The organism is Fusobacterium perfoetens ATCC 29250 (assembly GCF_000622245.1).
Lineage (GTDB): Bacteria > Fusobacteriota > Fusobacteriia > Fusobacteriales > Fusobacteriaceae > Fusobacterium_B > Fusobacterium_B perfoetens.
Window position 1 is genome coordinate 61,921 of sequence record NZ_JHXW01000011.1, and the last position, 25,919, is coordinate 87,839.

At 25.7% G+C, this 25,919-nt stretch carries 21 protein-coding genes, 1 tRNA gene, 1 rRNA gene and 1 riboswitch; of the genes, 17 read left to right on the top strand and 6 right to left on the bottom strand.

The window, feature by feature from the left end:
• Positions 1 to 74: 74 nt before the first annotated feature.
• The 10 genes from cas13c to spoVG all read left to right on the top strand — a co-directional run bounded on the left by cas13c (position 75) and on the right by spoVG (position 12,504).
• Positions 75 to 3,440: a type VI-C CRISPR-associated RNA-guided ribonuclease Cas13c gene (gene cas13c / locus T364_RS0105110; RefSeq protein ID WP_027128616.1), complete on the top strand. Its 3,366-nt coding sequence runs from the start codon at positions 75 to 77 to the stop codon at positions 3,438 to 3,440.
• A 431-nt stretch (positions 3,441 to 3,871) separates the two neighbouring features.
• Positions 3,872 to 4,594, top strand: coding sequence for a transporter substrate-binding domain-containing protein (locus T364_RS0105120; RefSeq protein WP_051532659.1), 723 nt, complete (start codon positions 3,872 to 3,874; stop codon positions 4,592 to 4,594).
• A 13-nt stretch (positions 4,595 to 4,607) separates the two neighbouring features.
• Positions 4,608 to 6,050: an SLC13 family permease gene (locus T364_RS0105125; protein WP_051532660.1), complete on the top strand. Its 1,443-nt coding sequence runs from the start codon at positions 4,608 to 4,610 to the stop codon at positions 6,048 to 6,050.
• A gap of 13 nt (positions 6,051 to 6,063) precedes the next feature.
• A complete protein-coding gene (locus T364_RS0105130; RefSeq protein WP_027128619.1) occupies positions 6,064 to 6,345 on the top strand; it encodes a chorismate mutase in 282 nt (93 codons plus the stop codon).
• A 19-nt stretch (positions 6,346 to 6,364) separates the two neighbouring features.
• On the top strand, positions 6,365 to 7,099 hold the full coding sequence (locus T364_RS0105135; protein ID WP_027128620.1) for a hypothetical protein: 735 nt from the start codon (positions 6,365 to 6,367) through the stop codon (positions 7,097 to 7,099).
• 110 nt (positions 7,100 to 7,209) lie between these two features.
• Entirely contained in the window at positions 7,210 to 10,170 is a 2,961-nt protein-coding gene (gene mfd, locus T364_RS0105140) for a transcription-repair coupling factor (protein ID WP_027128621.1), read from the top strand.
• Between the two features lie 31 nt (positions 10,171 to 10,201).
• Positions 10,202 to 10,963 (top strand): nucleoside triphosphate pyrophosphohydrolase, encoded by a 762-nt coding sequence (mazG, locus tag T364_RS0105145; RefSeq protein WP_027128622.1) that lies wholly within the window; start codon positions 10,202 to 10,204, stop codon positions 10,961 to 10,963.
• Between the two features lie 55 nt (positions 10,964 to 11,018).
• The gene (locus tag T364_RS0105150) at positions 11,019 to 11,312 is read left to right on the top strand and encodes an RNA-binding S4 domain-containing protein (RefSeq protein WP_027128623.1); all 294 of its coding nucleotides are present in this window, start codon (positions 11,019 to 11,021) and stop codon (positions 11,310 to 11,312) included.
• On the top strand, positions 11,312 to 12,166 hold the full coding sequence (ispE, locus tag T364_RS0105155) for a 4-(cytidine 5'-diphospho)-2-C-methyl-D-erythritol kinase (RefSeq protein WP_035945397.1): 855 nt from the start codon (positions 11,312 to 11,314) through the stop codon (positions 12,164 to 12,166). The genes T364_RS0105150 and ispE overlap by 1 nt, the downstream gene beginning before the upstream one ends.
• 32 nt (positions 12,167 to 12,198) lie before the next feature.
• Positions 12,199 to 12,504, top strand: a complete 306-nt coding sequence (spoVG, locus tag T364_RS0105160; RefSeq protein ID WP_027128625.1) for a septation regulator SpoVG — start codon at positions 12,199 to 12,201, stop codon at positions 12,502 to 12,504.
• A gap of 128 nt (positions 12,505 to 12,632) precedes the next feature.
• Here the strand turns inward: spoVG and T364_RS0105165 are convergent, their stop codons facing one another.
• Entirely contained in the window at positions 12,633 to 13,955 is a 1,323-nt protein-coding gene (locus T364_RS0105165; RefSeq protein WP_027128626.1) for an aspartate kinase, read from the bottom strand.
• Between the two features lie 31 nt (positions 13,956 to 13,986).
• A complete protein-coding gene (locus T364_RS0105170) occupies positions 13,987 to 15,138 on the bottom strand; it encodes a homoserine dehydrogenase (RefSeq protein ID WP_027128627.1) in 1,152 nt (383 codons plus the stop codon).
• A gap of 193 nt (positions 15,139 to 15,331) precedes the next feature.
• On the opposite strand from T364_RS0105170, the gene T364_RS0105175 reads away from it, so the two are divergent.
• Both T364_RS0105175 and T364_RS0105180 read left to right on the top strand, forming a co-directional pair.
• Positions 15,332 to 15,406 (top strand) — tRNA-Gln (locus tag T364_RS0105175).
• 124 nt (positions 15,407 to 15,530) lie between these two features.
• Positions 15,531 to 16,475 (top strand): RluA family pseudouridine synthase, encoded by a 945-nt coding sequence (locus T364_RS0105180; RefSeq protein ID WP_027128628.1) that lies wholly within the window; start codon positions 15,531 to 15,533, stop codon positions 16,473 to 16,475.
• Positions 16,476 to 16,581: 106 nt separating this feature from the next.
• Here the strand turns inward: T364_RS0105180 and T364_RS0105185 are convergent, their stop codons facing one another.
• A complete protein-coding gene (locus tag T364_RS0105185; protein ID WP_027128629.1) occupies positions 16,582 to 17,412 on the bottom strand; it encodes a sulfite exporter TauE/SafE family protein in 831 nt (276 codons plus the stop codon).
• Between the two features lie 422 nt (positions 17,413 to 17,834).
• Here T364_RS0105185 and T364_RS0105190 point away from each other — a divergent pair, with 422 nt between their 5' ends.
• Positions 17,835 to 18,779: a LysR family transcriptional regulator gene (locus T364_RS0105190; protein ID WP_027128630.1), complete on the top strand. Its 945-nt coding sequence runs from the start codon at positions 17,835 to 17,837 to the stop codon at positions 18,777 to 18,779.
• 52 nt (positions 18,780 to 18,831) lie between these two features.
• Here T364_RS0105190 and T364_RS0105195 read toward each other — a convergent pair whose 3' ends face one another.
• The 3 genes from T364_RS0105195 to T364_RS0105205 are packed head-to-tail and all read right to left on the bottom strand — an operon-like array spanning position 18,832 to position 21,302.
• Positions 18,832 to 19,620 (bottom strand): MetQ/NlpA family ABC transporter substrate-binding protein, encoded by a 789-nt coding sequence (locus T364_RS0105195; protein WP_027128631.1) that lies wholly within the window; start codon positions 19,618 to 19,620, stop codon positions 18,832 to 18,834.
• A gap of 37 nt (positions 19,621 to 19,657) precedes the next feature.
• Positions 19,658 to 20,305 carry a methionine ABC transporter permease gene (locus tag T364_RS0105200; protein WP_027128632.1) on the bottom strand — a complete coding sequence of 216 codons (648 nt, stop codon included), beginning with the start codon at positions 20,303 to 20,305 and terminating at the stop codon, positions 19,658 to 19,660.
• Entirely contained in the window at positions 20,295 to 21,302 is a 1,008-nt protein-coding gene (locus T364_RS0105205; RefSeq protein ID WP_027128633.1) for a methionine ABC transporter ATP-binding protein, read from the bottom strand. Before T364_RS0105205 ends, T364_RS0105200 begins: the two co-directional genes overlap by 11 nt.
• 106 nt (positions 21,303 to 21,408) lie before the next feature.
• Positions 21,409 to 21,496: riboswitch (SAM riboswitch) on the bottom strand.
• A 185-nt stretch (positions 21,497 to 21,681) separates the two neighbouring features.
• Between T364_RS0105205 and T364_RS0105210 the strand changes: the two genes are divergently transcribed.
• The 4 genes from T364_RS0105210 to T364_RS0105225 all read left to right on the top strand — a co-directional run.
• The gene (locus T364_RS0105210) at positions 21,682 to 22,125 is read left to right on the top strand and encodes a deoxycytidylate deaminase (RefSeq protein ID WP_245596621.1); all 444 of its coding nucleotides are present in this window, start codon (positions 21,682 to 21,684) and stop codon (positions 22,123 to 22,125) included.
• Between the two features lie 22 nt (positions 22,126 to 22,147).
• Entirely contained in the window at positions 22,148 to 22,507 is a 360-nt protein-coding gene (locus tag T364_RS0105215) for a hypothetical protein (RefSeq protein WP_027128635.1), read from the top strand.
• A 587-nt stretch (positions 22,508 to 23,094) separates the two neighbouring features.
• Complete coding sequence (putP, locus tag T364_RS0105220) at positions 23,095 to 24,534, top strand: sodium/proline symporter PutP (RefSeq protein WP_027128636.1); 1,440 nt, start codon at positions 23,095 to 23,097, stop codon at positions 24,532 to 24,534.
• A gap of 1,276 nt (positions 24,535 to 25,810) precedes the next feature.
• A 16S ribosomal RNA gene (locus T364_RS0105225) occupies positions 25,811 to 25,919 on the top strand; the annotation flags it as partial.

Here is a 25,919-nt window from a genome sequence, read left to right on the forward strand (position 1 = left end):
CTAGTTATCTAAATAACTAGTTTTTTTCTTGTTTATGTTATAAAAATAAGCTAGAATAATATAGAGGTGATAAAATGGGAAAACCAAATAGAAGTTCAATAATAAAAATTATAATTTCTAATTATGATAACAAAGGAATAAAAGAAGTAAAAGTAAGATACAATAAACAAGCTCAATTAGATACTTTTTTAATTAAAAGTGAATTGAAAGATGGAAAGTTTATTTTATATTCAATAGTAGATAAAGCAAGAGAAAAATATAGATATAGTTTTGAAATAGATAAAACTAATATTAATAAAAATGAAATACTAATTATAAAAAAAGATATATATTCTAATAAAGAAGATAAAGTTATAAGAAAATATATTCTTTCTTTTGAAGTATCTGAAAAAAATGATAGAACAATAGTAACCAAAATAAAAGATTGTTTAGAAACTCAAAAGAAAGAAAAATTTGAAAGAGAAAATACAAGAAGATTAATCTCTGAAACAGAAAGAAAGTTATTGAGTGAAGAAACACAAAAAACATACTCTAAAATAGCTTGTTGTTCTCCAGAAGATATAGATTCTGTAAAGATTTATAAAATAAAAAGATATTTGGCTTATCGTTCAAATATGCTTTTATTTTTTTCTTTGATAAATGATATATTTGTTAAAGGAGTAGTAAAAGATAATGGAGAAGAAGTAGGAGAAATTTGGAGAATAATTGACTCTAAAGAAATAGATGAAAAGAAAACTTATGATTTACTTGTTGAAAACTTTAAAAAAAGAATGAGTCAAGAGTTTATAAATTATAAGCAAAGTATAGAAAATAAAATAGAAAAAAATACAAATAAAATAAAAGAGATTGAGCAAAAATTAAAAAAAGAAAAATATAAAAAAGAAATAAACAGGTTAAAAAAACAATTAATTGAATTAAATAGAGAAAATGATTTATTAGAAAAGGATAAAATTGAATTATCTGATGAAGAAATAAGAGAAGATATTGAAAAAATATTAAAAATTTATTCTGACTTAAGACATAAATTAATGCACTATAATTATCAATATTTTGAAAATCTTTTTGAGAATAAAAAAATTTCTAAAGAAAAAAATGAAGATGTAAATTTAACTGAATTGTTAGACTTGAATTTATTTAGATATTTACCTTTAGTAAGACAGTTGAAATTAGAAAATAAAACGAATTATTTAGAGAAAGAAGATAAAATTACTGTATTAGGAGTTTCTGATTCTGCTATAAAATACTATAGCTATTATAATTTTTTATGTGAGCAAAAAAATGGGTTTAATAATTTTATAAATAGCTTTTTTTCAAATGATGGAGAAGAAAATAAGAGTTTTAAAGAAAAAATAAATTTATCATTAGAAAAAGAAATAGAAATAATGGAAAAAGAAACCAATGAAAAGATAAAAGAAATTAATAAAAACGAACTCCAATTAATGAAAGAACAAAAAGAGTTAGGAACAGCTTATGTACTAGATATTCATAGTCTTAATGATTATAAAATTTCGCACAATGAAAGAAATAAGAATGTAAAATTGCAAAATGATATTATGAATGGAAATAGAGATAAAAATGCTTTAGATAAAATAAATAAAAAATTAGTAGAATTAAAAATAAAAATGGATAAAATAACAAAGAGAAATTCCATTCTTAGATTAAAATATAAATTACAAGTAGCTTATGGATTTTTGATGGAAGAATATAAAGGAAATATAAAAAAATTCAAAGATGAATTTGATATTTCTAAAGAAAAAATAAAGAGTTATAAATCAAAGGGAGAAAAATATTTAGAGGTTAAGAGTGAGAAAAAATATATAACTAAAATATTAAATTCAATAGAAGATATACATAATATAACTTGGCTTAAAAATCAAGAAGAAAATAATCTTTTTAAGTTTTATGTTTTAACATATATTCTTTTACCTTTTGAATTTAGAGGAGATTTTTTAGGTTTTGTAAAGAAACATTATTATGATATAAAAAATGTTGAGTTTTTAGATGAAAATAATGACAGGTTAACACCTGAACAATTAGAGAAAATGAAAAATGATAGTTTCTTTAATAAAATAAGACTTTTTGAAAAAAATAGTAAGAAGTATGATATTCTAAAAGAATCTATTTTAACTTCTGAAAGAATAGGAAAATATTTTAGTTTATTAAATACAGGAGCAAAATATTTTGAATATGGTGGAGAAGAAAATAGAGGAATTTTTAATAAAAATATTATAATACCTATTTTTAAGTATTATCAAATAGTTTTAAAATTGTATAATGATGTTGAACTAGCTATGCTTTTAACTTTAAGTGAATCAGATGAAAAAGATATAAATAAAATAAAAGAATTAGTAACTTTAAAAGAAAAAGTTAGTCCTAAAAAAATTGATTATGAAAAAAAATATAAATTTAGTGTTTTATTAGATTGTTTTAATCGAATAATAAATTTAGGGAAAAAAGACTTTTTAGCTTCTGAAGAGGTAAAAGAAGTAGCAAAAACTTTTACAAATTTAGCATATCTTAGAAATAAAATTTGTCATTTAAACTATTCAAAATTTATAGATGATTTATTAACTATAGATACTAATAAATCTACTACTGATTCAGAAGGAAAACTTTTAATAAATGATAGAATAAGAAAATTAATTAAATTTATAAGAGAAAATAATCAAAAAATGAATATCTCCATAGATTATAATTATATAAATGATTATTATATGAAAAAAGAAAAATTTATCTTTGGACAAAGAAAACAAGCAAAAACAATTATAGATTCAGGAAAAAAAGCTAATAAAAGAAATAAAGCAGAAGAATTATTAAAAATGTACAGAGTAAAAAAAGAAAATATAAATCTAATCTATGAATTAAGTAAAAAATTAAATGAATTAACAAAATCAGAATTGTTTTTATTAGATAAAAAACTTTTAAAAGATATAGATTTTACTGATGTAAAAATAAAAAATAAATCATTTTTTGAATTAAAGAATGATGTAAAAGAGGTAGCTAATATAAAGCAAGCTTTACAAAAACACAGTTCTGAACTAATAGGAATTTATAAAAAAGAAGTGATTATGGCAATAAAAAGAAGTATTGTTAGTAAACTTATCTATGATGAAGAAAAAGTTTTATCAATAATTATTTACGATAAAACTAATAAGAAATATGAAGATTTCTTATTAGAAATTAGAAGAGAGAGGGACATTAATAAATTCCAATTTCTTATAGATGAGAAAAAAGAAAAATTAGGTTATGAAAAAATAATAGAAACAAAAGAGAAAAAGAAAGTGGTAGTTAAGATACAAAATAATAGTGAGTTGGTATCAGAACCTAGAATTATAAAAAATAAAGATAAGAAAAAAGCAAAAACTCCTGAGGAAATTTCAAAGTTAGGAATTCTTGATTTAACAAATCATTATTGCTTTAACTTAAAAATAACCCTTTAAATTTGCAAAAATAATAAATGTATGATATACTGATGTAGTTATAATTTCATTTAATCCAAAGTTTAGATTTTTAGTTTTAAAATTTAAAACAAGGAGGCATATAATGAATATTATAACGATTCTTTTATCATTTCAAATAATGTATGACGCATATAAACTAATAGTTGATGTAAAGAAGTTATTAGAAATGATAAAATAAGGGTGGGAAACTACCCTTATTTTTTTATTTCTTTTAAATTTTTAATAAAAATTATCAAGTCTTTTTCCCTCTTCCCCTCAAAAATTTTCCTTATTGCCCTCTTAAACCTTAATAAATTCAATGATTTATCTTTAACAATCGAACAAAAAATAAAAATAATTGTTATCTATTAATCCTTTATATTTCTTGGTATAATCAATCAGAATAAAAGATAATCTAAGGGGTGATACTGATGGAAAAAGATTATTTACAAAAAGATTTAATAGAAGAAATACAAAAAAGAGGTATACTGAGAGTAGGAACAACAGGAGATTACAAACCTTTTACATATATAGAAAACCAAAAATATATTGGATATGATATAGAAATTTCAAGATTATTAGCCAAAGCTCTAAATGTAGATATAGAATTTATAACTACTACTTGGAAAGATATTTCAAAAGATTTAGAAAATCAAAAATATGATATTGCAGTAGGTGGAATTTCTAAAAATCTTGAAAGAGAAAATAAATTTGAAATGACAGATTCCTATATCACTTCTGGAAAATGTTATCTAGTGAGAAAAGGAGAAGAAAATAAATATAAATCTATAGCTGATGTAAATAATCCAAATACAATAATAGGTGTAAATATAGGTGGAACTAATGAGGAATTTGTGGACAAAAATTTCAATCGTGCTAAAATAATAAAATATTTTGATAATTTAGAAGTTCCAAAGGCTGTAGCCAATAAAGATGTAGATGTGATGATAACAGATAGTAGTGAAGTAAATTATTATAGAAATCACAATCCAAAATTAGAGGGAAGTCAGACAGATACACCATTTACAAAATGTGAAAAAGCATATATGTTACCAAAGGGACAAAAGAATTTTCTTATTTTTGTAAATAATTTTTTAAAAGATTTGGATAATCAAGGGGAAATAAAAAAATTAAAGGATAAATACTTAAAGTAGAGGGGAGAGAAAAATGAGTAAAATAATGAAAAGAAATATCTACATAGCAATAGCTTTACTACTAATTATATTTGTTAGATATATTCCAGCACCTACAGGAATGAATCAATCAGGAATGGCAGTAATAGGAATATTTTTAGGAAGTTTACTTTTGTGGCTTACTGTGGCAATAGATTGGCCAAGTATTCTTTGTATATTTTCAATAGGTTTAATTCCTGAAATTGGTTTTAAAAGTATATATGCTTCATCTTATGGAAATGAAACTTTTATTTTCTTGATGACTACATTTTTATGTACTCATGTATTGGCTGAAACTCCATTTTTAAAAAGATGTGCCTTATATTTTATAACTAGCTCTGTGGCAAAAAAAGGACCTTGGGCATTTATTATATCTTTCTTATCTGCTATAATATGTATAGGTTCTTTTGTATCTCCTACAGTTCTATTTGTTTTGTTTTTACCAATTCTTGAAAAAATAAACGAATTATTGGGACTAAAAAAAGGGGATAAAATAGGACAACTTTTGATGATAGGACTTGCTTTTGCTGTGTCTGTATCCTCTGGAATGACTCCAATAGCTCATGTATTTAGTATAATGGCAATGGGATTTTATACAACAGCCACAGGAAATGTTATAAGTTACGCTGATTATATGGCTTTTGCAATACCTGTGGGAATTATTTGTATGACATTATTGGTTTTAGTTTTTAGATTTGTGATGAATCCTGATATGTCTAAAATAAAAAATCTAGATGTATCTTTTATGAAAGATGAATTAAAGCCAATGGATAAAAGAGAAAAAACTGTAATAGGAATATTTATTTTAATAGTTTGTTTATGGGTATTCCCAAGTATCTTAAAAAATTTTATCCCTGTTATTTCAAAAATTGGTAAAATGGGAACAGCTATGCCTCCAATCTTAGGAGTTGTATTGTATTCTATAATCACTTTTGACGAAAAACCTCTTTTAAATTTCCCAGAGGGAATGAGAAAAGGTGTACAATGGTCTAGCCTTGTAATGTGTGCTGGTACTTTAGGAATTGGAGTTGCTATGACAAACTCAAAAATAGGTTTAACAAAATATTTAATCAGTGAGTTAAATCCAATATTACAAGGAATATCTCCAATGTTATTAATATTATTCTTAATAACTTGGGCTTGTATTCAAACAAATTTATCATCAAATATGGTAACTGTAACTGTGGTTACTACTGTGGCTATTCCTCTTATTCAAGCTACTAATGGTACAGTTTCTTGTCCAGCTGTGGTATCTATAATAGGAATGATGTCAGCCTATGCTTTCGCCACTCCACCAGCTATGCCTCATATAGCTATGGCTATTGGTTCTGGTTGGGTAGATACAGGTACAGTATTAAAATATGGACTTTTATTTATGGTTATTTCAATAGCCACATCAGTAATAATAGGTTATCCAATAGCAGCAGCTTTAATGTAGAAAAGGAGAAAATATGAATAAATTAGAAATTGCAAGAAAAGAAATAAATAGAATTGACGGAGAAATAGCTAGATTATTTCAAGAGAGAATGAAACAAGTAGAAGATGTAATAGCTTATAAAATAGAAAATAATATGCAAATATTAGACTCTGGTAGAGAAAAAGAAGTAATAGAAAAAAATTGTAAACTATTAACAGAAAAAAAATTAGAAAAATATTATGTAGACTTATTAGAAAATATGATGAGAATCTCAAGAGAATACCAAAAAGAAATATTGGATAAATTAGAAAAATAGTATATTAAAGAGGGAAAATATGATAGGACCTAAAAAACTTTTTCAAGAATTAAAAAATAAAGAAATAAAAAAATCAGATGAACAATTATTATTGTTTAAAATAGTAAATGAATATGAAGAAAATAGAAATTTATTATATTCTTTACTTACAGGAGAAAAAAATGAAGAGAATATTGAATTAGGAATGGAAGTTCAACCTCATACTAATAGAAAAGAAGAGGGAAATACATATCTTGATTTAGCTCTTGGAAATATAAGGCAAAGAACAAATACAGAATCTGGAATAGAACTAGGAATAAATAAGAAAGAAGATTTTGTATTTTGTGAAGCTAAATGGAAAAGTGATATATCATATGGAGTAAGTAAATGTACTATTAGAAATCAACTTCAAAGAGTTATAGAAACTGCCTTAATATTTCCTAAAAAAGAATTTAAAGGAAATATATATGTTGTATTAATAACTCCTGAATTATATAGAAATAATTATTTTGCTGGAATTAATACAAGACTTTATGCTTATAAATATGATGAGTATAGAAAAAATATAAGAAAAACATTTATAGAAGAATTAAATTTAATTGAAAGTTTAAATAAAATTCCTTTTACTGATGAAAAGAAATGTAAAGATATTATAGAGAAAAACTTAGATAAATTAATTTTAAAGTGGGTAACTTTTGAAGAATTAATAGCTCAAATTCCCAATGATAAAAATAGAATAGAGATAAATAAAGCTTATGAAGAATACAATAGTTAAAAAATAATTAAGAGTTGTTATATACAACTCTTTTTTATATTAAAGAATATGGTATAATATATTAAAATAAACAATAAGGAGAGGCTAAAGTGAAATTTGAAAATTTACAAATAGATGATATATATAGAGGCTCACTTCCTTTTTTCCTAAGTGAAAAAAAAGGGGGAATAATATTTTTAGCCTCATCAAATAAAAATATAGAAGATTATTACTATACTTTAAAAGATATATATAATTATCCTATTCTTACAATAGATGATTTTTATGATGATTTTGATATTTACAACAAAAACTATAATCTTTTAGAAATATTAAAAAATGAAAAAAATTATATAATTCTAATATCTTTACAAGGAATATTGGGAGAATATACAGATAGAGGGGAAGCTCTATCTTTTTCTTGTGGAGATACATTAAGTTTAAAAGATATAGAAAGTAAATTAATCGAGAGTGGATATACAAAAAATTATATTATAGAAAACAAGATGGAATATTCTATAAGAGGAGATATTTTAGATATATATCCATTAAATATGGAAAATCCCATAAGAATTGAATTGTTTGGAGATGAAATAGATAGAATAACAGAATTTGATTCTTATACTCAAAGAAGTATTGGAGAAAAAGATAAAATATTATTGTATATAAACAAAAATAAAAACAAGAATTTTTCTTTTTTTCAATTAGTAGATAAATTTTCTACTACTTTTAATTTTAGATTTATAGAAAATACAGAGATTCTTAAATACAAACTAGAAGAATATATTTTAAAAGACAGAGATAAAGAAGAAAAGTATAGAGAACTTTTTAATATAGCCTTAGAAGAATTTAAACCTATTGAAACAAAGAGATTTGATTTTGACAAAATTAAAAAGTATGAAGATTTAGAAGTTATAAAAAAAGAGAGCAAAAAACAAAAAATCTTAATTCTTTCAGAAGAGAAAAAAAGATATGATGAGATTTTCCAAGGTTGTAAAAATATAGAAATAGAAAAGTATCCTCATTATGAGGGGTTTAAATATAATGATATATTAGTTCTTACAGATAGAGAAATAAAAGGCATAAAAGTCAAGAAAGAAACAGCTAACAAAAGAGGTGTAAGATATAGTGATATTAATCAAATTAGAGTAAATGACTATATTATTCATGAAACTTTTGGGGTAGGAATATATTTAGGAATAGAAACCATTGATGGAAAAGATTATTTAAAAATTCAATATGCTGGAGAGGACAAACTTTATGTCCCTACTGAAAACCTAAATAGAATAGAGAAGTATATCTATGATATGGGAAATACTCCAGAAATTTATAATTTAGGTAGAAGAGGATTCAAAAGAAAAAGAGAAAAATTAGAAGAGGAAATGAAAAAATTTGCTGAAGAGCTTATAAAAATACAAGCTCGTAGACAGGGAAATTATGGATATGCCTTTTCTAAAGATACAGTATGGCAAGAGGAATTTGAAGAGGGATTCCCATATACAGAAACTAAAGACCAATTAGAAGCTATTAAAATGGTAAAAGAGGATATGGAGTCCCCTAGAGTTATGGATAGAATTATCTGTGGTGATGTGGGATATGGTAAGACAGAGGTAGCTATGAGAGCTACTTTTAAGGCTGTGGCTGATGACAAACAAGTATTGATATTAACACCAACCACAGTTTTAGCTGACCAACACTATGAAAGATTTAAAGAAAGATTCCAAAACTATCCAATAAATATAGCTCTTTTAAGTAGAATAAAAACACCTAAAGAGCAAGAGGAGATTTTAAAGAAAATCTATACAGGTGGAGTGGATATTGTAATAGGTACTCACAGACTTTTATCAGATGATGTAAAATTTAATGATTTAGGTTTAGTAATAGTTGACGAGGAACAAAAATTTGGTGTAAAAGCTAAAGAAAAATTAAAGACTATGAAAGAAAATGTAGATTTATTAACTCTTACAGCTACACCAATTCCAAGAACTTTAAATTTAGCTCTTTTAGGAATTAGAGATATATCTATTATAAAGACACCTCCTACAAATAGACTTCCAATAGAAAATATTATTATAGATAGTGATGACAAGAGTATAAAAGAAGCTATAATGAAAGAAATTGGAAGAGAGGGGCAAGTATTTTATATTTATAACTCTGTTTATTCAATGGAATACAAAGAGAAAAAATTGAAAGAGTTACTTCCTCCATATATAAAAATAAAATATATTCATGGTAGAATGTCTCCTCAAAGTATAAAAGAGGTATTACATGAATTTGAAAATGGTGATGTAAATGTATTACTAACTACTACAATAGTAGAAAATGGAATTGATATAGAAAATGCCAATACTATTATTATAGAGGGTATTGAAAAGTTAGGACTTTCTCAAATTTATCAACTTAGAGGTAGAGTAGGAAGAGGAAAGAGAAAAGCTTATTGTTATATAGTAAATGATATAGATAGAAAATATAATAAGAAAACTAAACTTAGAAAAGAAAGTATAGAGAATTTAAAAGGTTTAGGTGGAGGATTTAATCTATCTTTAGAGGATATGAATATTCGTGGAGCTGGAGAGATTTTAGGAGAAAAACAACATGGAGCTTTAGAAACTTTTGGATATAACCTTTATTTAAAACTTTTACAAGAGGAAATGGAAAGACAAAGGGGAGAATACAAAGATAAAGGAGATATTACAATAGACTTCTTAGAAAATGGATATATCCCAGCTACTTATATAGAGGAATTTGAAAAAATCAATATTTATAAAAGGGCTATGGATTTAAAAACAGTTCCAGAGATAGAGGAGCTATTTAGAGAGATAGAAGATAGATTTGGAAAAGCTCCAAAAGAGGTTGCCACACTTTTTGAAAATCTAAAGATAAAAATAAAAGCTTTTGATATTGGTATAAAATCTATTAGTGAAATAGAAAAAAATAAATATACAATGACTTTTACTCCTGAAAGAGTTGATTTTGATAGAATCCTTACAATGATTACTACGGGAAAATGTAAATTAAAAACAAAAAATTCTATTCTTTATGAGAAAAATATAGATGAATTTTTTAATGAATACCAAGAAATAGAGGTATAAAAGAACTTATTAAAATAAAAGAGGTGTAAAATTGAAAGAGTTTTATAAATTGGTGGAAACTTTAAATATTTTAAGAGGTGACAATGGTTGCCCTTGGGATAGAGAGCAAACAAGAGAAAGTTTAAAAGCTCCATTTTTAGAAGAAGTTTACGAAGCATTAGATGTTATGGATAAAGGTGGAGAAGAGTTATGTGGAGAATTAGGAGATGTACTTCTACATATTATTTTTCAAGGTAAAATAGCAGAAGAAAAGGGAGAGTTTACTATTGAGGATATTTGCCAAAAAATAAATGAAAAATTAATTAGAAGACATCCTCATATTTTTGGAAGTGTTGAGGTTGGTAGTGTATCTGATGTAGAAAAAAATTGGGAAGAGATAAAGAAAACAGAGAAAGAACATCAAAATAGAAAATCTGTATTAGATGGAATTCCAAAAGGGTTACCAGCTCTTTTAAAAGCTCAAAAAATTCAAAAGAAAGTTAAAAAATATGGTTTTGATTGGGATAATATAGAAGATGTATATGCCAAAGTTCAAGAGGAGATAAAAGAGGTAGAGGAAGCAGTAAAAGAAAATAATCATGAGCATATTGAAGAGGAAATAGGAGATTTACTTTTTGCTATTACAAATTATGCTAGACATTTAGGGGTAGATTCTTCTGAAGCTCTTAGAAAGACAAATGAGAAATTTGAAAAGAGATTTAGATATATAGAAGAAAACTGTGATATAGAAAATTCAACTCTTGAAGAGATGGATAAATTATGGAATGAAGCGAAAAAAGATAAAAAATTATAAAAAGACTTGACATATGTAAAAAATAAGGTATAACTAAAATATAGGAGTGTATGTAATGAGATTAGATAAGTTTTTAAAAGTTAGTAGAATAATAAAAAGAAGACCTATTGCAAAGGTAGTTGTTGATGGAGGAAAAGCTAAAATCAATGGAAAAGTTGCAAAACCTAGTACAGAAGTAAAAGTAGGAGATATTTTAGAGATAGAATATTATGACAAATATTTTAAATTTGAAATATTAGAAGTTCCTACAGGAAATGTTTCAAAAGATAAAAGTAACGATTTAGTCAGTGTTTTAGAAAGTTCAGGTTTAAAAATAGATTTAAGTAGTGAAGAGGAGATACTAGAATAATGATAATAGAAAGTAATGCAAAGATAAATATAGGACTTAATATCATAGAGAGATTGCCAAATGGTTATCATAATTTAGATATGACAATGGTTCCTATATCTCTTGCAGATAAACTTACTATAGATTTTAAAAATAAAAAAGGAAAGTTAAAAATCACATCTAATATTGAAAGCATTCCTACTGATGAATCTAATATCCTTTATAAAGTCTATAAAAGATTTTATGAGAGATTACAAGTTGAACCAGAGGAAGTGTCAATCTATTTAGAGAAGCATATTCCTCATGAAGCTGGACTTGGTGGAGGAAGTTCAAATGGAGGTTTCTTTCTTCGTGAACTAAATAAATTTCATAATCTACCTTTTACAGATGAAGAACTTATGGATATTGGAAAAAAAGTGGGAGCTGATATACCGTTTTTTATCAAAAATAAGCCTTGTAGAGTGCAAGGAATAGGGGAAAAACTTATTGAGATAGAAAATAATTTAGATTGTGATGTTATACTTATAAAACCAAAATTTGGAGTTTCTACAAAGGAAGCCTATGAAATGTATGGTAAATTAAATAATAAAAAATTTGCCAATATAGATAAGATTGTAGAAGCTTTAAAGGAAAATAATTTAAAAGAAGTCATAACTTACAATGAAAATATGCTAGAACAAGGACTTTTAATAAGCAACAAAAATATTCAAAATTTCAGAGAAAAGAGTTACAAAATGGGGGAAGTAAATCTTTTTATGTCAGGGAGTGGAAGTTGTTATTATATCCTTTGTGAAAAAGAAGTAACCTCTAAATGTATTGATATGCTACTGAAGACTTTTAATGATTGCTATATAATAAAATGCAATTTTTTATAAGTTATATAATACATAATAAGGACGGTGCTAAAATGAAAATTACAGATGTGAGACTAAGAACAGTTAAAGGGGAAGATGAAGCAAAATTAAAAGCTTATGCTGATGTAACATTTGAGGGATGTTTTGTTGTTCATGGGCTAAAAATTATTGATGGACAAAAGGGAATGTTTGTAGCCATGCCTTCAAGAAAAATGCCAGATGGAGAATATAAAGACATAGCTCACCCAATTACATTAGAACTAAGAAAAGCAATAACTGAAACAGTTATAGCTAAATATAATGAAGTTTTAAAAGCTGAGGGAGAAAAAGAGGTAGAAGCAGCTCCTATAGAAGAATAAAATATTTTATAAATAAAAAGTAAAGAAGTTGTTGTAAGATTTACAATAACTTCTTTTTTTATAAGAAAAAAGTTACTACAAATATTATAGTAACTTTTTCCTTTGCGTATTTATTTTAACAGAGATTATTAAGCAATAAATTTATTGTAAATAGTTTCAATAGTCTTTTTAAAGTTGTTGTTATCAACACCAATAATAATATTTATTTCATCTGGACTTTGAGAAATAGTTTTAATATTTATTCCCATATCTCCTACAGCTCCAAAGATTTTTCCAGATATTCCAGGAGTTTTTGCCATATTTCTACCTACAATAGATATAAAACTTATACCATCATTAAACTTGATATTTTCAATATTACAATAATTTTTAATATCTGTTAATAACTCAAAAGCTTTTCCATTCAGAGATTTAGTAGATACTACTACAGAAAAAGTATCTACTCCTGTAGGAACTTGCTCAACATTTAAACCATATTTTTCAAAAATTTCTAAAACTCTTTTTATTGCACCAATTTCATTAGATATTCCATCTTTGTAAAAAGATATTGAAGTGAAATCTTTTCTACCAGCAATCCCTGTAATGATATTTTTCTTATTTTCTTCCAATAATTCACTTCCCTCATTTACAATAAGAGTTCCATTGTTTTCTGGACAATTTGTATTTCTTATATTTATTGGAATATTGGCAATTTTTACAGGATAAACAGCATCAGTATGTAACACATCAGCTCCCATATATGATAATTCTCTTAATTCGTTATAAGTTAATATTTCAATTTGTTTTGGATTTTTAATAATATTAGGGTCAGCCATAAGAATACCTGATACATCAGTCCAGTTTTCATAAAGTTCAGCATCTACACAATTAGCCACAATAGAACCAGTAATATCAGAACCACCCCTTGAAAATAATTTTATATCTCCATTAGGTAGAGAACCATAAAAACCAGGGATAACAGCTTTAGGACATTTGTCAATAGCTGTGATAATAGCCTCCTTAGTTTTTTTCATATTTACTTTTCCATCATATTGAAAGTGAATAATATCTTTGGCATCAATAAAAGAATATCCCAAGTAATCAGCCATAAGTTTAGCTGTCAGATATTCCCCTCTACTTACTAAAAAATCTTCTGGAATATTAGATTTCATTAGTTTTTTTATTTCATCAAATTCTTTATCTAAATCAATAGATAAATTTAAACTATTTTTTATCTCTCTATATCTACTTTCAATAGTTGCCATTATCCAATCATAATTTACTTTATATTTTATATGAGCGTGACAAAGATATAATAAATCTGTAATTTTATTGTCATCTTTAAATCTTTTACCACCAGCAGATACTACAACTATATGCCTTTTTTCATCACTTGAAATAATGTTTTTTATCTTTTTAAACTGATTACTATCAGCTACTGAAGAACCACCAAATTTAGCTACTTTTATCATATAAATTCACCTCAAATTTTATTTCATTTTTCTAATTAAATCTTGCAAAAAAAGCATTTTGCATATTATATTTTTTCAATAAATTATTTATTGTATTAACAGGAATCTCTTTTGTAATATAAATATTATTTCCTATTTTTTTATCAATTATTTCATTTAATTCTTCATTACGATATTTTTCATCAATTCTTAAATAATATTTATTGCAAATTAAAGAATAATCAATAACATAATCTTTTTTAATATATTTCATAGGGTCTTTATTTTTATTGATAATATTTATTAAATCTTGTACTACTGCATTTCCTGTAGGAAGTTTTCCAGCTCCCTGTCCATAGAATTTTAATTCTCCTACTGATTCTCCAACGATTGTTCCTATGTTAAAGTTTTCAGGAATATTTCCCTCAAGAGCAGAAGAATCAAATAAAACAGGCTCAATAACAGGAACAATTTTATCATCTTTAGATACAGTTTTTGCAATAAGTTTTACAGTCAATCCAATAGAATTGAAATAATCTACATCAGATTTTTTTATATTTCTTATTCCAAAAACAGGTATATCATTTTCAGAAAATATATGATTAAAAGCTAATTTTGAACTTATAATTAATTTTCTTAAAATATCAATTCCGTCAATATCATCAGTTGGGTCTTTTTCAGCATATCCCAATTCTTGAGCTTTTTTTAATATTTCATCAAATTCATAACCAAATTTATTCATATTATATAGAATGAAATTAGTAGTTCCATTAAAAATTCCACTTATAGAAGAAATCTCATCAATAGCTTTTACTTTTTTTATTGATTCTATCCAATGAACTCCACCACCTACACTGGCTTCATACAAAAATTTTACCTTATTATCTTCAGCTAATTCTGTAAAATATTTAAGATGTTTAGCAACTACTGCTTTATTAGAAGTAACTACATTTTTTCCACTTTTTAGAGCTGCTTCTATATATTCAAAAGCAGGATTTATTCCCCCCATAACTTCCACAATAGTATCTATACTTGAATCTGTTAAGATATTATAAAATTCTCTTGTCATTATAGGAGAGGTTATTTGTCTGTTGGCTTTTATAAGGATTTTCTCAACAGTAATATCATATTTAAAGTTATCCTTTTGTAAAATTTCATAAACACCACTACCAACAGTTCCAAAACCAAGTAAAGCAATTTTCATTTTTCACCTCTCAAATTTCCGTATTTTAAAGACAAATGTTTTTAATTTAGAGAAAGTATATCAAAAATTTAAAAAAAAGTAAAGAGATTTTATAAAAAAAATTAAGAAAATTCTTTATTTTCAATAGAAAATTTAAAAAAATAAAAAAATATTTGACAAATATAAAAACCTATGGTAAAATCATCTATGTTGTTGGGATGTCGCCAAGCGGTAAGGCAACGGACTTTGACTCCGTTATGCGTTGGTTCGAATCCAGCCATCCCAGCCATTTTATAGCAACCAACTCTCTGAAAAGAGAGTTTTTTTTTATTCATAAATATTTGTTTTAGTTTTGTAGTAATTAGTAAAAGATGATATAATGAAAGTATATAAACTAAAAATAGGAGTGGAGAATGGAAATAAAAGAAACTCTAACAATAGAAGCTAATGAAAATGATAAAGGAAAAAGAATAGATAAGTTTTTAAATGAATTAATAGAAGATGCCACTAGAACATATATTCAAAAAATAATAGATAATGGACTTGTAGAAATTCAGGGAAAAAAAATTACTAAAAGTGGAAACAAATTAAAGGGAACAGAAACTATAATTGTAAATATTCCAGAAGATGAAGTTTTAGATTTAATTCCAGAAGATATTCCATTAAATATAATTTATCAAGATGATGATATCGTAGTAATCAATAAAACTCCAAATATGGTAGTCCACCCAGCCCATGGAAATTATACAGGAACTTTGGTAAATGCTCTTTTATATCATATAAAAGATTTATCAACTATAAATGGTGTTATAAGACCTGGGATAGTTCATAGATTAGATAAAGATACAAGCGGAATCATTGTTGTAGCTAAAAATGATGAAGCTCATGGAAAATTATCAGAGATGTTTAAAGAAAAAACTTTAGAAAAAACTTATGTTTGTATAGCTAAAGGGATTTTTAAAGAAAAAAGTGGAAGAATTGAAACTCTTATTGGTAGAGACCCAAGAGATAGAAAAAAAATGTCTGTGGTAGAGGAAAATGGAAAGATAGCTATTTCTAATTATGAAGTTTTAGATGAAAGTAAAAATCATTCTTTGGTAAAAGTTAGAATAGAAACAGGAAGAACTCATCAAATAAGAGTTCATATGAAGTATTTAAACCACCCTATAATGGGAGATAGTACTTATGGTAGTGGAAATGATGGAGCAGATAGACAGATGTTACATTCATATAGTCTAAAATTTACCCATCCAACAAAAAATATAGAAATGATAGTTATAGCTCCTTTATTAGATGACTTTAAAAAAGTAGCTAAAAGTGTAGGACTAGATATTAGTAAAATTGAAAATAATAATTAAATAAAAGGACTGTTACATTTATAAAGTTGTTAATAAAAAATATTTTTCAATTATGAAAATTTTATTTTTATAACAAAATTTTTGTAACAGTCTTTTTATAATCTTTCTATAATACACTTAAAATTAATTCTTTTAAAAATCCTACCACATCTATACCAAATATAGATTCTAATATCATTTTTACTAAAACAATAGTAGTTACAACTAAAAATATTGGTTTAATAAAAGAAGTCCCTTTACTAACAGCCATCTTAGCTCCTAATGTAGCTCCAAATACCATAATTATTCCTATTGGTATTGAGTAAAAGAAATTTACTTTTCCTAAATAAATAAATAAAAGCATACTAGCTAAATTACTTGTTAAATTTAAAATTTTAGCATTTCCACTAGCATTAGTAAAATCTAATTTAAAGATTTTTATTAGTGCAAAAATTATAAATGAACCTGTACCTGGTCCAAAAAATCCATCATAGAATCCCATTACAAAAGCCATTATTTTTCCTTGACGAATATTAGTTTTATTAAGACCTGTAAAATTATTTTTTTCTCCCATTTTTTTATTAATAAGAGTATATACAAGAACTAATAATAGTAAAACAATAGCTATTGGATATAAATATTTAGAATCTATTAAAACAACAGTTCTAACTCCCATAAGAGCTCCAATAAAAGAAAAAGGAATCATTCTTTTAACCATTTCCTTATTAACTTTACCAGAAGTAGCAAACTTAAGACTACTAGCCACAGTTCCTATACTAGAAGAAACTTTATTAGTTCCTAAAGCAATATGAGCTGGTAATCCAGAAGCCAAGTAAGCTGGAACTGTTATTAATCCTCCTCCACCAGCTATAGCGTCAATAAAGGCAGCTATAAAACAAGCTACTCCTAGAAATAGAAAAGTTCCTACATCAACATTAGTAAAAAATTGTTCAAACATTTATTCCTCCTCTTATGGAAAAAAATTAATTATTATAAAAGAGTATTTTATTAACTCTTTAATTTACAATATATAATATACTACTTAGTAATTATTTTCAAATAAATCTTAAAATTAAAAAAATAATATGGAGAAAATAGAAAATAGTACGATTTTTATCGCACTACTTTCATTAAAAAGGGTATTATAAATGGTTCAATTACTTTTGTAAAAAGAATTTTGCCATTATATTATTTCTAATACTATAATATACTATTCTATTCTTTTTTTCAAATGTTATATAAAAAATACTATAAGTTATAAGATTTTTATTATAACTATTATAAAACATATAAGATTTTTATATTATGGATATCTTAATTGAATTATTTTATATATTTCTCTTGTGTTATAATTTAAAGAAAATCAAAGGAGAAACTTTTATGATAAATGAAAGACAATATATATACACTATCTATAAAGAGAGAAGTTTTTCTAAAGCAGCCAAAAAATTATATATCTCTCAACCAGCTTTGAGTGCCATAGTAAAAAAGGTAGAGAAAAAAATAGGTTATCAACTATTTGATAGGGAAACAATTCCCTTAACTGTTACAAAAGAGGGAGAATATTATATAAAATGTGTTGAGAATATTTTAGAAATAGAAAATAATATGGAGAAATATTTTGAAGATTTAGGGAAATTAGATTCTGGAAATATAGTGATAGGAGCTTCATCATTTTTCTGTGCTTTTATTTTACCAAAAATTATTGAAAAATTTAAAGAAAAATATCCAAAAGTTAATATAGAGGTTATTGAGGGAAATATTAAAGAGTTGAAAGAGGAGTTGGAAAATAATTCAATAGATTTAATATTAGAAGCAGCTATTTCTCAAGATGATGAAAAAATAGTAACATATTTTTATAAGAATGAACATATATTATTGGCTGTTCCAGCTAAATGGGAAATTAATAATAAATTAAAAGATTATAAATTAACATCAGAAGATGTAAGAGCAAAGAAACATTTAGACTTAAATGTAAAAGAGGTTTCTTTAAAAGAATTTAAAGATTTACCTTTTATAACTATGAAAAAAGAACATGATTTATATAATAGAGGTTTAACTCTTTGTAAAAAAGCTGGGTTTATTCCTAAATCTATTTATAAAATTGACCAAATGATGACAGGCTATCATATAGCTTTATTTAATGAAAGTGCTGTTATTTTTATAAGAGATTTATTAATAATTAATGAACAGAGAAGTGAAAATTTAGTTTATTACAAATTAGATTCAGAATTATCAACAAGACCTATATATTTTGTTACTAAAAAAAATAAATATCTATCAAATGTGTGTAAAGAATTTTTAAAAATTGCTTTAGAAAAATAAAAAGGACCTTTAGGGGTCCTTTTTTAAATATTAAAAAATATATATTAAATGATTAGAAAGCTTTAACAACTGAACCATTATAATTTTCTTCAATAAAGTCAGCTACTTTTTCTGATTGTAAAGCTTTTACAAGAGATTTTATTTCAGCTTTATTTAAATCTTTTGTTCTTACAGCTATAATATTAGCATATGGAGATTCTTTACCTTCTATTACCAAAGCGTCTTTAGTAGGATTTAATCCACCTTCCATAGCAAAGTTTCCGTTTATTACAGCGAAATCTATATCAGTTAAAACACGAGGTAATTGAGCAGCCTCTAAAGGTTTAAATTTTAATTTTTTAGGATTTTTAGCTATATCAAACTCTGTTGAATAAAGATTTGTAGGGTCTTTTAAAGTTATAATTCCATTGTTGTGAAGAAGTATTAAAGCTCTTCCTCCATTAGATGGGTCATTAGGTATAGCCACAGTTGCCCCTTTTTTAATATCATCAAGTGAAGAGTATTTTTTAGAGAATAGCCCTAATGGTTCTACATGGACATTTCCAGCATTAGCTAAGTCTAATTTTCTTTCTTCAGCAAATTTTTCTAAATAAGGATAATGTTGGAAGAAGTTAGCGTCTAACTCCCCATCACTTAAAGCTAGGTTAGGAGTTACATAGTCAGTAAACTCTACTATTTTAAGTTCAATTCCCTCTTTTGCTAGTTCAGGTTTAACAACTTCTAATATTTCAGCATGAGGTACAGGAGTTGCTCCTACTTTTAAAGTAGCCCCAAAAGAAGTAGCTCCAAGAGCTAATGAAAGTAATCCAGTTAAAGCAAGTAGTCTAAAGTTTTTTTTCATAAACATCATCTCCTTAAAATTTTTATATAATTAAATATTATCTATTTTTTTTAATTCTATATACTAGATAGTTTCCAAAAGATTGAATAAGTTGAACTAAAATTATAATTACTATTACAGAGTAAATCATAATGTCAGTTTTAAATCTTTGGTATCCAAATCTTATAGCCAAATCTCCAAGTCCACCAGCCCCTATTGTACCAGCCATAGCTGAATATCCAATAAGACTTATAACAGTAACAGTAAGACCATGAATAAGATGAGGTAAAGTTTCAGGAATCATAACCTTAAATATTATAGTGAAGTTACTTGCTCCCATACTAGAACTTGCCTCAATAAGTCCCTTGTCAATTTCACTTAAAGCTCCCTCAACCATTCTAGCTACAAAAGGAGCTGCTGATATTGAAAGAGGTACTATAGCAGCTGTTACACCTATAGTTGTACCAACTATTATTCTTGAAAGTGGAAATACACAAATCATAAGAATAATAAAAGGAAAAGACCTTAAAGTATTGATACATACTTCTAAAAATTTATTTAAAGTTGGTTTTTCTAATATATTTCCTGGTCTAGTTACCACTAGAAGAATACCAATTGGAAATCCTATTAACATAGAAAATATAGTTGAGAAGAATACCATGTATAAAGTCTCTAAAGTTGAAGTAAGAATCATATTAAATACCATCGTATATCACCTCCACAAAAACTCCCTCTTCTTTGAACCAGTTTATAGCATCTTTTTGTTCATCTAAATGTCCAGAAAGTTCTATAAATAAGTGTCCTACTTGCATAGTAGAAAGATTTTCAATAGAACCTCCAATTATACTAAAATCTATATCAAATTTCTTAATAGCTTTTGAAAGTATAGGTTCTTCAGCTATAGAACCAAGGAATTTAAGTTTAATAATACTTTTTCCTTCTCTCTTAACCAATTCAACAGTAGTTTGGTTATCATTTGGAAGATTAGATATAAGTTCTTTTGTTATTTCAGCTTGAGGAGCTGAGAAAATATGGTGAACTCCACCTGTTTCTACTATTTCTCCATTGGCCATTACAGCTACTTTGTTACAAATATCTCTAATAACTTCCATTTGGTGAGTTATCATAACTACAGTAAGTCCAAGTTTCTTTTGTATATTTTTTATAAGTTCAAGAATAGATTTTGTAGTTTTAGGGTCTAAGGCTGAAGTAGCCTCATCTGAAAGTAATATTTCAGGGTTATTAGCCAAGGCTCTAGCTATGGCTACCCTTTGTTTTTGTCCTCCACTTAATTGACTAGGATAAGAATTTTTCTTTTCAGAAAGTTCTACAAGCTCTAAAAGTTCATCTACTCTTTTATCTATATCTTTTTTATTCCAATTAGCTATTTCAAGAGCAAAGGCTATATTTTCTCCCACTGTTCTTGAAGATAAAAGGTTGAAGTGTTGGAATATCATTCCGATTTTCTTTCTTTTTTCAAGTAACTCTTGTTTTCCAAGGGAAACTATATTCACCCCATCTATTATTATCTCTCCACTAGTAGGCTCTTCAAGTCTATTTAAAAGCCTAATAAGAGAAGATTTTCCAGCTCCACTAAGTCCAATTATTCCAAAAATATCTCCTTTACTAATATGTAAATTGACATTTTTTACAGCATGAAGACCATTAGGATATATTTTGTTAGCATTCTTAATATAAATCATTTAACATCCCTCTTTTCTTTGATTGTGTAAAATAAAATTGTAAAAAAAAACTCTAAATTATCTACATCAAGATAACTTAGAGGATATTGCGATTGTTTATTGGTCATCGCCATCTATCTGGAATTAGCACCACACCAAAATAGTAGGTTGCTGAAACATCATAGGGCCAGTCCCTCAGTTTCTCTTGATGGATTATTTTTTTGTTTGAGCTATGATATAATAAAAAAAGATATTTGTCAATAGAAAAATAAAAAAATCTAAAAAAAACTTGAAAAATCAAAAAAATAATGTATGATAATCTTAAAGAGAACAAATTTCAAGTTATTATTGGAGGTAGACTTTGAAAAGAGAAGATTATATAAGTTGGGATGAATATTTCATGGGAGTTGCTCTACTTTCAGGAAAAAGAAGTAAAGACCCAGGAACTCAAGTAGGAGCTTGTATTGTTACTGAGGATAAAAAAATAGTTGGTGTAGGATACAATGGACTTCCTTTAGGTTGTGATGATGATGAACTTCCTTGGGATAGAGAGGGGGATTTTTTAGAAACAAAATATCCTTATGTTTGTCATGCTGAATTAAACGCCATACTTAACAGTACAAAAAATTTAAAAGGTTGTACTTTATATGTAGCTCTTTTCCCATGTAATGAGTGTGCCAAAGCCATAATTCAAAGTGGTATAAAAGAGATAGTATTTTTATCAGAAAAATATAGTGGTACTCCTACAGATATAGCTTCAAAAAAAATGCTTGATATGTCAGGAGTAAAATATAGGAAATTAAAAACAAATAGAAAAACAATAGTTCTAAATTTTGATGAATAGTAATAAAGGGGAGAAATACATAATGAGAAAACTTACAATAAAATGTCCAAACTGTAAAAAAAAGATGAGAATAATCAATAAACCAGCAAAATTTAAATGCCCATCTTGTGGACATATATATAAAGCTACTAGATTTTCTTTAATAGGACATAATATTACAAGCTTTTTTACAGGAATAGTTGATACTGTTAGAGATGCTAAAAATAATATTGTTTACAAATATAATTCAGCTAAGGCTACATACAGATATATGAGCCAACTTAAGAAAAATATGAAAAATGACCCTAATTGGTCAAATTATAGAAATCAACAAAGAGAAGAAAAACAAATGAGAGATGCCAATAAAAAATCTTTTAAAGATTTCTTTAAAAGAAAAAAATAAAACCCAAAAATATTCCTTTTAGGTATAAAATTGATTATATGTTAAAATGAAAATTTTTATAAAAATATTAAATTAATAAAAAAAATAAAAATTTATGGTTATTAAGAAAAACAAAACTCAAAAATATTCCTTTTAGGTATAAAAATTATTATATGTTATAATAAAAAATTTATTATAAAAATATATTTAATAAAATAATATTAAAAAAATCATTTGTTTATATAATAATTTCTTGACTTTTAGAAAAAAACTGATATAATATTTCCATAAAAATTAAAAAGAAAGGAGATAAACATGAAAAGATTTTTAATAGCTAATGTTAACCCCACAGTACCTAGAGTGGATTTGCATTAATGATTTAGTTATCATAGATGCAAATCCTTATTGTGCTGAGGTTTGCATCTATGGCTATTGAAAATAAAATGTTTATTTCGTTATTATAAAGCCATTTAGATGTATTTCTAAATGGCTTTTTGTTTTTTAAGAAAAAGAGGTGAAAGATAGATGTTAAAAGTCCCGAGAATAAAAGGAATAGTAAATATTGATACCCTGAGTAAATAAAATTTTTAAAATATATGGAGGATAATATGGCAACAACAGAAACTTTAATAACTTTTGTGATTTATTTAATATTTTTAATGGCAGTAGGAATTTATTTTTATAAAAAAACTGAAACAGCTGAAGACTATGTTTTAGGTGGTAGAGGAATGGGGTCTTGGGTTACAGCTCTATCAGCTCAAGCTAGTGATATGAGTGGTTGGTTATTGATGGGATTACCAGGAGCTGTGTATATGACAGGTATGAGTCAAACATGGACAGCTATAGGACTTACTTTAGGAACTTATCTAAACTGGAGAATTCTTGCTCCAAAATTGAGAGTTCAAACAGAAGAAACAGATAGTATGACACTACCTAATTTCTTAAGTAAAAAGTTAGGAGATGATACAGGTACTATCAGAATATTCTCAGCTATAGTAATTTTATTTTTCTTTACAATTTACTCATCTTCTGGAATAGTAGCAGCTGGAAAATTATTCTCTAGTATATTAGGAATTGATTATAAATTAGCTGTATTAATAGGAGTTGGAACTATAGTTTTCTATACTTTTATGGGTGGATATTTGGCTTGTTGTTGGACAGACTTTTTCCAAGGAACTTTAATGTTTTTAGCTATTTTAATAGTCCCTGTTCTAGCTTATACTGCTGGTGGAGGAATAGAAAATATACAAGCTATTTCACAGGCTAGAAATATATCTTTAAGTTTATTTCATGGAAGTCGTATTGGAATATTAGGTATTATTTCAGCTTTAGCTTGGGGATTGGGATATTTTGGACAACCACATATTTTGGTTAGATTTATGAGTGTAAAAAATCTATATGAATTAAAAAAAGCTAGAATTATAGCTATGTTATGGGTTATTATTTCTTTAATTGGGGCTGTTGCCATTGGAATTACAGGAATAGGATTATTTGCTGATGTTTCAAAGATGGGTGGAGATTCAGAAAAGGTATTTATTTATATGATTAGTATGTTATTTAATCCTTGGGTAGGAGGGGTTATGTTAGCAGCTATATTATCAGCTATTATGTCTACTATTGACTCTCAACTTTTAGTGTCAGCTTCTACATTATCAGAAGATTTTTATAGATATATTAAAAAAGATGCTTCAGAAAAAGAAATTATGTGGACGGGTAGAATTGGAATAATACTTATTTCAGTTATAGCTACAATAATAGCTATGGATACAAATTCTCAAATCTTATCTATGGTTTCATATGCTTGGGGAGGATTTGGTGGAGCTTTTGGACCAGCTATATTAATGACTTTATATTGTGAAAAATTAAATTGGAAAAGTGTTTTCACAGGAATGTTAGTGGGAGTTCTAGTAATAATTTTTTGGAAATTATCTGGACTAGGAAATTACCTATATGAAATATTACCAGCTTTTGTCTTAAATGGATTAACAGTATATCTATCAGAAAAATTTGTATTTGGAAAAGTTGGTTTACCACAAAAAATATGTTAATTACTGTATAGATTAAAATATAAAGAAGTGATGAATAGAAAATAAAATTATTTATAAATCTATTCATCACTTTTAATTTAATCTAAAAATTAAGTTGCTTATCAATACCCATTAAATTAATCTAAAAGATATAACAACTATCCTATTACTTTTTAAAAACCCTTAATATCTAATCAACACTATTCAAGAGAGAAAAGTCATTATTTCAAAATAAAATACCCTCTAAATTTATACTCCACAACTTCAATAGAATTACTAAAATACTCTAAAAAGTTAATGAAAAACTAAAATATTAGTAAAATTAAAATAATCTAAATAGTCTAATAACAATTCTATTCTCTCTAAAAAACTTCTTAATATCTAATCATTACTATTCGAGAGAAAAATTATTACTTTAAAATAAAGTATCCTCTAAATTTATATCCCCAACTTTAATAGAATTACTAGAAAATTTTAAAAAGTTAGTAAAAAAAAATATTGATTAAATTAAAAAGTTCTAAATAATCTAATAGTTATCCTATTCCTACTTAAAAACTCTTAATATTTAATCACTGTTATTTGAAAGAAAAATTATTGTTATCAAAATAAAATATCCTCTAAATTTATATCCTAACTTCAATAGAACTACTAAAAAGCTCTAAAAAGTTAGTAAAAAATAAAATGTTAATTAAATTAAAAAGTTCTAAATAATCTAATAGTTATCTTATTCCTACTTAAAAACTCTTAATATTTAATCACTGCTATTTGAGAGAAAAATTATCGTTGTCAAAATAAAATATCCTCTAAATTTATACCCCAACTTCAATAGAACTACTAAAAACCTCTAAAAAGTTAAATAAAAAAATTAAATTATGATAATCTTTTTAAATTCTTAATGAAAAATTAAGTTTTTAAGTGTGAAAAAGTTTTAAAATAAATATTAATCTTTAATTATATAAAATTAAATTAATTAGAATATTTTAGATATCTTGTATTATAAAGATTTTTATAACTACTAAAAATTCAAGTAGAAAAATTTATTTAAAATTGATACTAAGAAATGAAAATAAAAATCATATAAAAAATATTGAAAATAAAGAAAAACTTTAAATATATAAAAATAATAAAAAAATATGTTGACATATTTTAATTTCTAAGGTATAATTAATCTTGTCCGTGAGATACGGAACTAAGGACATTAACAACAGAATAGAGATATATGACAAGCAAACAACCATATTTTGGTGTTTAATAACGGTAAGTGTTGATAATTGACCTAGTCAATAAATATAAAGTTTTAATGAAGAGTTTGATCCTGGCTCAGGATGAACGCTGACAGAATGCTTAACACATGCAAGTCTACTTGAATTCACTTCGGTGATAGTAAGGTGGCGGACGGGTGAGTA